At 71.9% G+C, this 12,162-nt stretch carries 10 protein-coding genes and 2 pseudogenes; 7 read left to right on the forward strand and 5 right to left on the reverse strand.

What is annotated here, in order from left to right:
- The 3 genes and pseudogenes from OOT08_RS16955 to OOT08_RS16965 all read left to right on the forward strand — a co-directional run.
- A pseudogene (locus OOT08_RS16955) lies at nucleotides 1-617 on the forward strand (hypothetical protein); the annotation flags it as partial.
- Nucleotides 618-758: 141 nt separating this feature from the next.
- Nucleotides 759-1,772 carry a hypothetical protein gene (locus OOT08_RS16960; RefSeq protein WP_325094000.1) on the forward strand — a complete coding sequence of 338 codons (1,014 nt, stop codon included), beginning with the start codon at nucleotides 759-761 and terminating at the stop codon, nucleotides 1,770-1,772.
- Between the two features lie 89 nt (nucleotides 1,773-1,861).
- Nucleotides 1,862-2,848, forward strand: a complete 987-nt coding sequence (locus OOT08_RS16965) for an alpha/beta hydrolase (protein ID WP_325094001.1) — start codon at nucleotides 1,862-1,864, stop codon at nucleotides 2,846-2,848.
- Nucleotides 2,849-3,021: 173 nt separating this feature from the next.
- Here OOT08_RS16965 and OOT08_RS16970 read toward each other — a convergent pair whose 3' ends face one another.
- Nucleotides 3,022-4,773: a DEAD/DEAH box helicase gene (locus OOT08_RS16970; RefSeq protein WP_325094002.1), complete on the reverse strand. Its 1,752-nt coding sequence runs from the start codon at nucleotides 4,771-4,773 to the stop codon at nucleotides 3,022-3,024.
- A gap of 120 nt (nucleotides 4,774-4,893) precedes the next feature.
- On the opposite strand from OOT08_RS16970, the gene OOT08_RS16975 reads away from it, so the two are divergent.
- The 3 genes from OOT08_RS16975 to OOT08_RS16985 are packed head-to-tail and all read left to right on the forward strand — an operon-like array spanning nucleotide 4,894 to nucleotide 7,278.
- Nucleotides 4,894-5,676, forward strand: coding sequence for an SGNH/GDSL hydrolase family protein (locus tag OOT08_RS16975; RefSeq protein WP_325094003.1), 783 nt, complete (start codon nucleotides 4,894-4,896; stop codon nucleotides 5,674-5,676).
- An 11-nt stretch (nucleotides 5,677-5,687) separates the two neighbouring features.
- Complete coding sequence (locus tag OOT08_RS16980) at nucleotides 5,688-6,317, forward strand: hypothetical protein (RefSeq protein ID WP_325094004.1); 630 nt, start codon at nucleotides 5,688-5,690, stop codon at nucleotides 6,315-6,317.
- Between the two features lie 58 nt (nucleotides 6,318-6,375).
- Nucleotides 6,376-7,278: a LysR family transcriptional regulator gene (locus tag OOT08_RS16985; protein ID WP_325094005.1), complete on the forward strand. Its 903-nt coding sequence runs from the start codon at nucleotides 6,376-6,378 to the stop codon at nucleotides 7,276-7,278.
- 270 nt (nucleotides 7,279-7,548) lie between these two features.
- Here the strand turns inward: OOT08_RS16985 and OOT08_RS16990 are convergent.
- The 3 genes and pseudogenes from OOT08_RS16990 to OOT08_RS17000 form a co-directional block, all read right to left on the reverse strand.
- Nucleotides 7,549-8,529: pseudogene (locus OOT08_RS16990) on the reverse strand (MFS transporter); the annotation flags it as partial.
- A gap of 95 nt (nucleotides 8,530-8,624) precedes the next feature.
- Nucleotides 8,625-9,455: a TrmH family RNA methyltransferase gene (locus OOT08_RS16995; RefSeq protein WP_442916274.1), complete on the reverse strand. Its 831-nt coding sequence runs from the start codon at nucleotides 9,453-9,455 to the stop codon at nucleotides 8,625-8,627.
- Nucleotides 9,452-10,327, reverse strand: coding sequence for an alpha/beta fold hydrolase (locus OOT08_RS17000; protein ID WP_325094006.1), 876 nt, complete (start codon nucleotides 10,325-10,327; stop codon nucleotides 9,452-9,454). Before OOT08_RS17000 ends, OOT08_RS16995 begins: the two co-directional genes overlap by 4 nt.
- A gap of 74 nt (nucleotides 10,328-10,401) precedes the next feature.
- On the opposite strand from OOT08_RS17000, the gene OOT08_RS17005 reads away from it, so the two are divergent.
- Nucleotides 10,402-11,115, forward strand: coding sequence for an exonuclease domain-containing protein (locus OOT08_RS17005; protein ID WP_325094007.1), 714 nt, complete (start codon nucleotides 10,402-10,404; stop codon nucleotides 11,113-11,115).
- Here the strand turns inward: OOT08_RS17005 and OOT08_RS17010 are convergent.
- Nucleotides 11,102-11,701 (reverse strand): helix-turn-helix domain-containing protein, encoded by a 600-nt coding sequence (locus OOT08_RS17010; protein ID WP_325094008.1) that lies wholly within the window; start codon nucleotides 11,699-11,701, stop codon nucleotides 11,102-11,104. The two genes, OOT08_RS17005 and OOT08_RS17010, sit on opposite strands and share 14 nt — an antisense overlap.
- Nucleotides 11,702-12,162: the final 461 nt, after the last annotated feature.

A 12,162-nucleotide genomic window follows, 5' to 3' on the forward strand; every position in this document is an offset into this window, starting at 1 on the left:
CGGAGCGCGGCGCCCCCTTCCCGATTGAAACGCACGGCTTCGAGACCGCCGGCTTCGGGCAGCCCCTCGTCATGCTGCTCGCGGCCCTGATCACGGGCACCGAGTTCCTGAATGGCCAGCTGCGCACCTCCCTCCTGGCCACACCCCGGCGCGGCCAGGTGCTCGGCGCGAAGCTCCTCGTGATCGGGGTGCTCGCTGCGCTCATCGGCGCGGTCGCTGTCGGCGCGGCCGTGCTCCTCAAGCACGGGGCGCTCGGCGAGCACGGCCTCTCCCCCGGCGAGTTCACCCCGCGGATGGCCTGGAACCTGCTCGGGGTCAGCGCGAACTACGCGCTCATCGCGCTCGTCGCGGCCGGGGTCACCGTGATCTCCCGCCGCATCATCGTCACGCTGGTCCTGCTCGTCCCGCTGGTGCTGGGGCTCACGATCTCCCTGCTCCCCGCGGTGCCGCTGCTGCGCTTCCTGCCCGACCTGGCCGGCATCCAGCTCCTCATGGCCTACCCCAGCATCGGCCTGCTCGATCCGCTCCCCGGGGGGCTCGTCATGGCGCTCTGGGCGCTCACCCTCACCGGGATCGCGTGGGCGCTGTTCCGGAACAGAGACGCCCACACCGGCTGACCCCCTGCGGCGCTGCGACCGGGCCAGGGGTCACCCGCCGCCGCCCGCGCACCCGCTTCGCGCGCTAGGCTTCGAGGGACCGTGGCGCGCGCAGGAGCCGAAAGCCCCGGTGTGGCCGTGCGCCAGAGAGGAAGAACACCCGTGGAACAGCAGAGCGAGACCTCGCCGCACCTCCTCGCCCCGAAGGCCCGCCGCGCCCGACGGCGGCTCCTCATCACCCTGATCCTCGCCGTCGCCGCCCTCCTCATCGGCGGAGCGATCACCGTCGCCGACGTGAACGCCTCGCGCACCCCGCAGGCCACGGCCGAGAAATACTTCGCCGCGCTGGCCGCGGGCGACGCCACCGCCGCCAACGCGCTCACCGCCCCGGCCCCGGGCACGCCGGGCGAGGCGGGGCTCCTCACCGACGAGGTCCTCGGCAACGCCATCGAGCACATCAGCGCGGTCTCCGTCACCCCGGCGGACACCCCCCTCGACTCCGCCAATCAGAACCTCGAGGTCACGTACACCCTCGCCGACCACACCGTCACGGTGAGCGTTTACCTCGTCGAGGGGCCCCGGCAATGGGGGCTCCTCCGCACCTGGCAGCTCGCCCGCCCCGTCGCCGAGCGCGTGCTGTTCCAGAGCAACCGTCCGCTGCCTCAGGACGCGCCCCTGCTGAGCGGGGTGCCCCTGCAGAGCCCGAACCAGACCCTCTTCCCCGCGGTGTATCCGCTGGCCTCCGGCTCCCCGCACACGCTCGCCCTGGAGCAGGACACCGCCGTCGTGACCGGGGTCGACAGCACGGTCACCCTCGAGTTCACGCCGACCGATGCCCTGCGTGCCGAGGCCCAAACGCAGATCAACGCGATGGTGGATGCCTGCGCGGCCAGCACCCTGACCTCGACGACCCTCAGCCGGGACACGCGCGACGGCTGCCCGCTGCACGTGATCCTGGCTGAGTCCGGGCCCGCGCCCGGCACCTGGGAAATTCTCGACTATCCCACCGTGCAGTTCGAGGCCGGCGGCTCCGTGTACCTCACCCGGGACGGCCGGGCACAGTTCCACCCCGAAGACGGTCGCGACGCGGCCGAAATGCTCCGCGGGCTGGAGTTCGCTGGCACCGTCGAGATCAACGGAGACCGCGTCCGCCTCATCCCCCAGGGTACGCAGTAGCGCGGCTGCCCCAGAGAACATCCGTTCGCGGAAGGATCACGGCGAAACTGCCCCTGGACCCCGGCTCCCGGGGTGCATACACTGGCCGCATGCACGACGCGACGGACACCCTCCGGGTGAACGACCCGGACCCTGACGAACACCCGCACGCGGTCACCGCCGCCGCCGACCGGGTCAGCGCGATCCCCCGTGAACCGCGCCGCAGTTTCATCCCCATCAGGCGCTACGACCCGATCGGACTCGACACTTCCCCACCGCCGTTGCTCTGGCTGCACGGCGGTGGTTTCTTTTCCGGCGGCCTCCGGCAGGCCGAGGCGCACCGGGTCGCCCTCGGCCTCGCGAAGCGGGGCTGGCCCGTCATCACCATCGACTACCGGCTCGTGCCGCGGCCCGGCACCGCCTGGGCGCGGCGGGCCGTTCACGCGCCGGTGCCCCGCTACCCGGAGCCCGTCAACGAGGTCATCGCCAGCGCCCTCGGCCTCGCCGCCGAGCAGGGCGGCCCCGGCATCTTTCTCGGCGGCGCAAGCGCGGGGGCCTGCCTCGCCGCCGCCGCGAGCCTTCGCCTCGCGCGAGCGGGCAGCTCCCCCGTCCTCGGCACCGTCCTCGGCTACGGCATCTTCCACGCCCGCGCCCCCGAGGCACCCCCGGCGCTGCGCGCCAGCGTCCCGCGCCGGTTTCGGGTTCTGCACGGACCCGGCGCGCTGCGCCTCATGAACCGCAACTACGCGGGCTCCGAGGCCGCCCTCGCCGAGCCCTGGGCCTTCCCGGGCGGACACGCCCTGACCGGCTTCCCGGACACCCTCATGCTGGACGCCGAGCGCGACCTCATTCGCCCCTCCGGGGACGCCTTCGCCGCGGAACTGCGCGCGGACGGCGTGCGCCTCGACCGCGAGGTCGTCCCGAACGCCCTGCACGGCTTCCTGGACCGTCCCCAGCGCCCCGAGTTCCAGGCCGCCCTGGACCGCATCGCGGCCTGGCTGAGAGGCGCGATGGCCGCGCGGCTCTCCCTGGCTGCTCTCCCCCGAAGTGGCATCCTGCCCGCGGGAACCCCGCGCGCCATCGCCGTCGGGTCCTGAGCCAGCGGGGGCACCGCAGGACCCCGGAGCGTCAGCCTTGCCCCGCGGCGCGCGGGTCACCCGCACGGCCACGATCACCCGGAGCGCCCACGGCACGCTCGGCACCCGGATCGAGCACGGGAGCAGCACACGCCTCAGCACGCCCTGATGCGGCGACCGCCGCAAGCGCCCGCTTAGGAGGCGAGCCGGCGGCGGAGCAGCTCGACGCGCTTCTGTAGCTGCGTCACCGAGGCCTGACCGACCGCGGGACCGCCGCAGACGCGGCGCAGCTCGGCGTGCACCATCCCGTGGGGCTCGCCCGAGACCTTCGAGTACATGCCCACGAGGCTGTTCAGGAGTTTGCGCTGCTCCCCCAGCGTGCGGAACAGGGCCTGGTCCGGCTCCGCCTTCTCCGGGGCATGCTCCAGGATGCCCTGCTTCTGAGCGCTGCGCTTGGCCTGCCTCGCCTGGCGCTGCTGGAGGAGTTCCTTGACCTGCTCGGGCTCCAGCAGGCCGGGGAAGCCGAGGAAGTCGAGCTCCTCCTCGCTCTCCACCTCGGCGTAGCCGCCGAACTCGGCCCCGTCGAAGACCGCCCGGTCGAAGTGCGCGTCCGAGGATAGCGCCTGGTAGACGAACTCTCCCGTCAGCGTCTCGGAGGCGCGATCCTCCTGCTCGGCCGCGTTGAACTCGGCCTCCTCCATGTTCCACTCGGATTTCGCCCCGGGCATGTCGAGGACGTGATTGCGCTCCTTCTCCAGCTCGGAGGCGAGGGCCATGAGGGTCGGCACGTTCGGGATGAACACCGAGGCCACCTCGCCCCGGCGTCGGCTCCGCACGAAGCGACCGATGGCCTGCGCAAAGAACAGCGGCGTGGCGGAGCTCGTCGCATAGACTCCGACGGCGAGCCGGGGCACGTCAACGCCCTCCGACACCATGCGCACCGCGACCATCCAGCGGCTCTCGCCCTTCGAGAAATCATCGATGCGCTGGGACGCGCCCGAGTCATCGGAGAGGATCAGCGCGACCTTCTCGCCCGTGAGCTGCTCCAGCTGCTCCGCGTAGCCGCGGGCGCTCGCGTGATCCGTGGCGATTACGAGCCCGCCCGCGTCGGGCACCGTGTGCCGCACCTCGCTCAGCCGCTTGTCGGCGGCCCGCAGCACGGCGGAGATCCACTCCCCGTTGGGGTCGAGGGCGGTGCGCCACGCCTGCGACGTGATGTCCTTCGTGTTGCCCTCGCCGAGCCGGGCCTCCATCTCCTCACCCGCGGAGGTCTGCCAGCGCATCTTCCCCGCGTAGACGAGGAAGACGACGGGGCGGACGATGCCGTCGGCGAGGGCCTTCCCGTAGCCGTAGTCGTAGTCGGTGAGGGAAACGCGGGTGCCAGAGGGGTGCGGGGCATACTCCACGAAGGGGATCGGCGCGTCATCCGAGCGGAACGGGGTCCCGGTGAGCGAGAGCCGGCGCGTTGCCGGCCCGAAGGCCTCGCGGATCGCGTCCCCCCAGCTCAGCGCGTCCCCGCCGTGGTGCACCTCGTCAAGGATCACGAGGGTGCGGGCGGACTCGGTGATCATCCGGTGCAGCACGGGCTTCATGACGATCTGCGCGTAGGTGACCGCCGCGCCGTGGTAGTGCCGCCCGTAGCTGGCCCCGCTGCTGTTGCTGAACTCGGGGTTGAGCTTAATGCCGGCCTTCGCGGCCGCGTCGGCCCACTGACTCTTCAGGTGCTCGGTCGGCGCGACGACCGTGATCTGGTCGATAATGCCGCGGCCGCGCAGCTCCGCGGCGAGTCGCAGGGCGAAGGTGGTCTTTCCGGCGCCGGGGGTCGCGGAAGCCAGAAAGTCGCGGGGGTGCTTTTCCAGGTAGGCCTCAATGGCCTCGCGCTGCCAGGCGCGAAGCCGATTCGCCGTGCCCCAGGCCGCGCGCTCCGGATACGCGGGTGAGAGCATTTCAGCGGCGCTGGTCCCCGGAGCATGTTCAATCGATTCGGGTTCCGTCACAACGCTCTAGACTATCCCCTGCGTGAAGATCCTGCCGAGCGGCGGGCCTGATACCGAGGAGGTGCGCACGTGGAACACCCGTGGTCACGATTTGTCGCCATTGGCGATTCACTGACTGAGGGCATCGGTGACCCGAGCCCCGACAGCCCGGGCGGGCACCGGGGCTGGGCCGACCGAGTCGCCGAAGAACTCAGCGCCCAGAGCGAGGGCTTCGCCTACGCGAACCTCGCCGTGCGCGGCAAGCTCATCCAGCAGATCATCGACGAGCAGCTGGAACACGCCCTCGATCTGCGCCCCGACCTCATCAGCATCTGCGCGGGCGGAAACGATGTGATCCGACCGGGCAGCGACGCCGACGAGGTCACCGCGAAGCTGGAGGGGGCCATCGCCAGGCTCAGCGCGAGCGGCGCGACCATCATGATGCTCACCTCGGTCGACACCGGGTTCTCCCCCGTGTTCCGGTCCATTCGCGGCAAGGTCGCGATCTACAACGAGAACGTCCGCAAGATCGCGCAGAAGTACGACGCAATCGTGGTCGACCTCTGGGCCGTCGAGGAACTCCAGGACAGCCGGTACTGGTCCGACGACCGGCTGCACTACAACCCGCTCGGGCACCAGGTGCTCGCAAACGCGGCGCTGAACGCGCTGAACGTGCCCCACGAGCTGGGCGCGGTCGACCCCGGGGTCGTTCCGGTGCGCACCTGGCGTCAGGCCCGCAAGGAGGACCTGGTCTGGGCGAAGGAGCACCTCATGCCCTGGGTGATCCGCCGGATCAAGCATCAGTCCTCGGGCGATTTCGTCACCGCGAAGCGCCCGGAACCGGTCCCCGTACAGCCGCCCACAGAACGCTAGGCGACGCACCCGTGCCGGCATGGGGCAACGGACCGGTCCGGGTCGAGATCATCCGCGACCGGCAACCCGCGGGCGGCGGCCTCGCCGGGCGAGAGCTGCTCGATATTTTCCCGGCGAAACTCGGGCACACCGGCACGGATGCGGTCATCGACTGGCTGCGCCCCTTTCGCCCGAACCTGACCACCCGGAGCGGCGTCTACGGCTTCGACGCCCCCGAACTCGGGGCTGGGATACTCACCGTCACCCAGATCCGCCCGCTCACGCGCGCGAGACTCGATGACCGGGTGCGGGTGCTCGAAATCGAACGCGCACTGGGCGCACCCGAACCCGCCCGGCTCCCCGACTTCCCCCTCGCGCAGTCGGGCTGGCGGCTCCACGTCAACAACCCCTATCTCCAGCTGCTCATCGGGGCGTTCGCCATCGGGTTCGGCAGCCTCATCATCGCGCAGGTCGTCGTCGACCGGACCGACGGCATCGCCGGAGCGGTCCTGCTCTGCCTGCTCGGCGCGGCCCTCATCGCCGCCGGGACCCTCATCTGGTTCCAACGCGGGCTGCGCCGCGTCCGCTGGTGGCACCGCGCCCGGGCCGCCGGCAAGCGGGGGAACCGCACGCTTCCCGAGGACCTCCGGTTCTTTTCCTGAGCCGCACCCCCGCACAGCGCGTCCCCACCCAGATCCGCCAGCGAAAGGACCCCCGCCCGTGTTCCCCGACCCGGTGTTGCCCGACCTCCCCCTCCGCGAACTCGAATGCTTCGCCGTCGTCAGCGACACCCTGCACTTCGGCAGGGCCGCCGAGACCCTCGGGGTCTCCCAGGGCCGGGTGTCCCAAATGATCAAACGCCTCGAAGTCCGGGTCGGAGCGGCGTTATTCGTGCGCACCAGTCGCAGCGTCAGGCAGAGCGCGCTCGGCGAACAACTCGCCGCGCAGGTCCTCCCCGCGCTCGCGCAGCTCCGCGCGGGATTCACCGCCGCCCAGGCCGCCGCGGGATCCCCGGAGCGCCCGCTCCGCATCGGGTTCCAAAGCGCCGTCTACGCCTCGGTCACCGGCGCGCTCGCCGCCCTGCCCCGGGGCAGGTTTCAGTTGGTCGAGCTTCCGTGGGCCGACCCCTTTGGCAAGGTCAATCGTGGCGAGGTCGATCTTGCCCTCGTGCTCTCCCCCAGCCACGAGCCCGGCCTGCGCCAGCTGCTCGAGTTCTCCGCCCAGCCCCAGTGGGTCGCGCTCGCCACGACGCATCCGCTCGCCTCCCGAGACCGGCTCACCGCCGCGGAGCTTGGCCGGGTGCCGCTCGTGGCTCCCCAGCCCGTCGCGCCCGAGTCCTGGCTCGCGGCAAACGCCCCGCGCGTCACGAGCGACGGCACCCCGCTCAGCTACGTCGCCACCGCGCTCACCCTGCCGGAAGCGCTGTCGCTCGTGACCACGCAACCGGCCGGCGTCCTGGTCTGCGAGGCGAGCGCGGAATACCTGTCACGGCCCGATGTCTCCTTCGTGCCCGTCGACGGGCTCCCGCCGACCACCCTGGTGGCGCTCACCCGAGACGCCGACCCGGAGCACCCCCTCGTGGCCGAGTTCGTGACCCGGCTCCGGGAGGCAACCGCCGCCTGAGCGACCCGCCCGGCCCCGAGCAGACGCGCGACGTGACGGGCACGCGCTGAGCCGTTCCCGGGGCCCGGCGGGTCGGCGGGTCGGTCGAGCCAGCGCCGCGAGTCCCGCGGCAAGGGCGGTGATCCCCGCCGCCAGCCAGAGCACCTGGCCGCTGCCCCCCGCCTCCAGCGCGAGCCCGCCGGTCACCGACCCCAGCGCGATGCTCGCGTTGAAGACCCCGGACCAGAGCGCCGAGGAGGCCTCGACCCGTGCGGGCTCCGCGCTCGCCGTCCAACTCTGCGTGGCGACGGACACACCGCCGTAGCCCAGCCCCCAGATGGCGAGCAGGAGGAAGGCCGCGGCCGGGGACGCCGCGACGCCCGCGGCGAGCAGGGTCGTCGCGAGGAACACGCCGCCGATTGCGGCGAGCACCCCACGCTTCGGATCACGAACGGCGATGGGCCCGAGCCACACGTTCCCGACGACCCCGGCCAGCCCATACACGAGCAACGCCGCGGCGATGAGCACGGCGGGCAGCCCAAAGCCGCCCTCCAGCACGGGCCGCACGTAGGTGTATCCGGTGAAGTGCCCGAAGACGACGAGGCCGGTGATGCTGAGCCCGATGCTCACCCCCGGGTTCCGGAGCACCCCGAAGACCCCGGCGAGGCTCGCGGTGCCCGCCGCGGGGAGCCTCGGCACCAGGGTCAGCAACAGCGCACTCGTGGCGAGCCCGAGCACCGCCAGCGCCCAGAAGGCCGTCCGCCATCCGAAGCGGTCGGCGACGAGGGTCCCGAGCGGCACGCCGAAGACGGAGGCGAGCGAGACCCCGGAGAAAATGATCGTCGTGGCGAGGGCGGCCCCCCTCCCGGTGCTGAGCCGGGCACCGAGCCCCGCCGCGAGCCCCCACACCATGCCCATCGCGACGCCGAGCAACGCCCGCGCCCCGGCCAGCGCCGCGTAGCTCGTGGCCAGAGCCGTGATCGCATTCGCCGCCGCGAGCAGCAGCATGAACCCCGCGAGTATCGTGCGCCGATCCACGCCGCGGGCCAGCACCGGAGCCAGGGTGCAGACGATCGCCGCGATCACCCCGGTAATCGTGAGGGACATGCCGGCGAGCCCGGTCGATACCCCCAGCGACTCGGCCATCGGGCTCAGCACCCCGACCGGCATCATCTCGGAGGTGACCACGAGGAACGTGGCGGCGGCCACGGCAAGCACGGGCAGCAGGGTTCGGGGAGCCACGGTCTCCGGGCTCAGTGCATTCTTCGTCATGCTGTCAATCACAGCAAGCGGGCGCTCCCCGAACAACGATCATTCGGCAATCGCACGATGAGCGGGGCTCATGGATGCGGGCGACGCGCGGCGTCTCAGCCGCGCGCGGCCGGTGCCAGCGGCACGTCGCGCAGCGCCCAGAGCGCGAGCGCGGCGGCGGTGGCCACGTTCAGCGAGTCCACGCCGCGGTCCATCGGGATCGTGACGATCTCGTCGGCCCGCGCGAGCGCCGCGCGGGTCAGCCCCGGCCCCTCGGAGCCGAGCATGAGCGCGACGCGCTCGGGCCGGTGCGCCGCGAACTCGGCGAGCTCCACCGAGGTGTCGGACAGCGCGAGGGCGGCGAGGGTGAATCCGGCCTCGGTGAACAGCGGCTTGGCCTCGTCCCACTCGGGCAGCCGGGCCCAGGGGATCTGGAGCACCGCCCCCATGCTCACCCGGACGCTGCGCCGGTAGAGCGGGTCCGCGCAGCGCGGACTGAGCAGCACCGCGTCCGCGCCGAGCCCGGCGACGGAGCGAAAGATCGCGCCAACGTTGGTGTGGTCGGTGATGTCCTCCAGGACGACGACGCGCCGCGAGGCGGCCAGCAGGGTGGCCGCGTCCCGCTCCGTGCCGCGGTGCATCGAGGCGAGCGCGCCCCGGTGCATGTGGAAACCCGTGATCTCCTCCAGCTGGGCCGAGCTGCCGACGTACACCGGCACCTCGGGGAACCCGGCGAGCAGGGGCTCGATCTCGGGCAGCCACTGTTCCAGGAGCAGCAGGGAGCGGGGGCGGAACCCGGCCCGCAGGGCCCGGTCGATGACCTTGGCGGACTCCGCGAGGAACAGGCCCTCGGCGGGCTCCCGCGCGCTGCGCAGCTTCACGTCGGTCAGCTGGGTGTAGTCGCGCAGCGCCGGGTCGTCGAGCCCGGTGATGTCGATCCGGATCACGCGAGGAAGTCCGTGATCCAGGCGGCGGCGTCATCCGGGGCCTCGTAGTGGATCAGGTGGCCCACGCCGGGCACGATGCGCAGCTCGGCGTCCGCCAGCTCCCGGCGCAGGGCGAGCGTCGCCGCGAGCGGCGTGATGTCGTCCCGGTCGGCGGCGATGATGAGGGTGGGCGCGGTCAGGGCCGGGGCGAACTGGCGCACCGTGGCGGAGATCGACGCGTCGAAGGCGTCGGAGACCGTCCTGCGGTCCGAGAACAGGCTGAAGTAACGATCGTGCTGGTCGTGGATCCAGGCGCGCAGCTCGGGCTCTCGGGTCTTCGCCATCGTCTCGCTCATGACGCGCACGATGAGCGGATTGGCGAGCAGGGCACTGCCGAGCGCGCCGGGCAGGGCGGCCCCGGCCCGGTAGTACAGCACGGCGAGCTTCGTCATGAGTCGCTTGGGGCCCGCAAGCGCGGGTGCCGCGATCGGGTTGATGAGGACCGTGCGCTCGGGGCTGAGCCCGGAGGAAATCGCTGCGGAGACGACGAGGGACCCGAAGGAGTGGCCGAGCACGAAGAAGCGGCCGAGGCCCAGCTCGGCGACGAGGGCGTTGAGCCAGGCGGCGTAGCCAGCCAGGTCGTGCTGGTGCGCGGGGAAGGCCTCGGAGATGCCGAAGCCGGGAAGGTCCGGCACGATCACCCGGAAGCCGGGCAGGCGCTGCGCGATCAGCTCCAGGCCGTGGTGGTCGCCGCGGAAGCCGTGCACGAGGAGGAGCGGCGGGCCGCTCGGGTCCCCGTATTCCCAGAGGTGGGTGCGCGCGCCGAGCACGGTGACCTGGCTGCTGAGCGGCGGGGCGGCCTGCGGGACTGGGGAGGCGGGTGCGGAAGTCATCGGCACGAGTCTATCGGCCCGCGCCCTGCGGGGGCGTGGAACTCGGTAGAGTCGAAGGGACCCGAAAGGACCCCATGACGCAGCGACTCCCCCTCTGGGCCGAAAACCTTGCCGTGTTCGACACCGAGACCACGGGCATCGACCCCGCGAACTCCCGGGTCGTGACGGCCTCGATCGCCCTGCTGAGCGGCGACGGCGCGGTCAGCGAGCGCTACGACTGGGTGCTGAACCCCGGGGTGCCGATCCCCGAGGCCGCGGCGAACGTGCACGGGATCACCACGGAGATGGCGGAGCGCACCGGCATGGATGCCCAGAGCGGCATCGAGCAGATCGTGCGGCGCATGACCGAGATGTTGGAGCGGGGCTTCCCGCTCGTTGCCTACAACGCCCCCTTTGACCTGACGCTGCTGCGGGCCGAGGCCGAGCGCTACGGGGTCGCCTGGCCCGCCGAGGTCGCCCCGGTGCTTGACCCGCTCATCCTCGACAAGCAGCTCGACCGCTACCGGAAGGGCAAGCGGACGCTGATCGCGGTCAGCGAGCACTACGGGGTGGACCTCAGCCAGGCGCACGACGCGGGGGCGGACGCCATCGCCGCCGGGCGCGTCCTGCAGGCGGTGGCGACGAAGTACGCCGCGGACCTGCCCGCGGAACTCGAGCAGCTGCACGCCGCCCAGGTGAACTGGGCGGCCGCCCAGGCCGAGAACTTCCAGGCGTACATGCGCCGGGCGAAGGACCCCGCCTTCGTCGCCGACGGCACTTGGCCGATCCGCGAGGTCACTCGAGGCTGATCGTCACCCGGACGTCCGCCTCCTCCACCTCCAGGAAGACGCCGGGCTCCCCCTTCGTGATGGCGTCGCGCAGCGGCGTCAGGTCGATGTCGCCGCGCAGGCTCTCCGGGAGGAAGCCCTGGGCGGCGCCGATGCCCGCGCCGATCAGCCACAGCGGCACCGTGACGCGGGCCGGCTTCTTGTGCGCGTGCCCGGACGTCTGCTCGGCTCCGGCAATCGGCGTCGTCACGATGACCATGCTCTTGGCGCGCGCGCCGGTCACGACCCGGCTTCCGCTCCCGCCCCCGTTCGTGATCACCGCGGTCACGGGCGGGGCCGGAGAGGCGGGGTCCCGCATGAGGTCGTCGAGGCCGACGCCGAGCGCGTCGGCGAGCGGGACGAAGAGGGACGGGTCCGGGATCGACTGATCCGTTTCCCACTTGGAGACGGCCTGCGGGGTGACCCGCAGTTTCCGGGCCAGGTCGTCCTGCGTCCAGCCGCGGAGGCGGCGCGACTCGCCGATGCGCTGGCCCAGCGTGGATGAGGCCCCGGCCGCGGGGCCGGTGCCGTCCGGGGCGGGGGCCGCTGCTGCGTCATTCGTGTTCATGGGTGATCCTTTCCTCGCTCCGAGCTTAGGTTTTGATCGCGCTTCTGTCGCCAGAGGCGTCGTTGTCCGGCGCAACCGCCCGTTGCGGGGCTCGCAACCCGCGGTTGATCGCGGGGCGCACGCCAAGCGGCGCAGGGGCGCATCGGCGCACGGCGCAGGGGCAGATCGGGATGACGCTCCGGTGGCCTCGCGGGAGCGTCACGTTCGCGAACGCAATCCCGACGGGGCGCAGCGCATCGCGAGACGCGAGCTTGAGCCCGGTGTATCGCGTCAGTCTCTGGCTGGCCTCCGAAGAGGCATGACGCTGGATGTCTCCGTTTCGTTGGGGCACAGGGCACCCGTGAGGTGCTTCCGCGGGTGCTTCCGCGGGTGCTTCCGCGGGTGCGTGACACAGTGCGTGACACAGCGCGTGTCGGGGCGCTTGAGTTGTTGGTCGAGGAAGTTGGTCGAGGCCGTTAATC

This window comes from Leucobacter sp. M11 (assembly GCF_035726885.1).
In the GTDB taxonomy this organism is placed as follows: Bacteria; Actinomycetota; Actinomycetes; order Actinomycetales; family Microbacteriaceae; genus JAPFRB01.

Coding starts and splice junctions, on each gene's coding strand:
- OOT08_RS17000 (WP_325094006.1), bottom strand. CDS start 10,327: ATGACTTCCGCACCCGCCTCCCCAGTCCCGCAGGCCGCCCCGCCGCTC.
- OOT08_RS16965 (WP_325094001.1), top strand. CDS start 1,862: ATGCACGACGCGACGGACACCCTCCGGGTGAACGACCCGGACCCTGAC.
- OOT08_RS16970 (WP_325094002.1), bottom strand. CDS start 4,773: ATGCTCTCACCCGCGTATCCGGAGCGCGCGGCCTGGGGCACGGCGAAT.
- OOT08_RS17005 (WP_325094007.1), top strand. CDS start 10,402: ATGACGCAGCGACTCCCCCTCTGGGCCGAAAACCTTGCCGTGTTCGAC.
- OOT08_RS17010 (WP_325094008.1), bottom strand. CDS start 11,701: ATGAACACGAATGACGCAGCAGCGGCCCCCGCCCCGGACGGCACCGGC.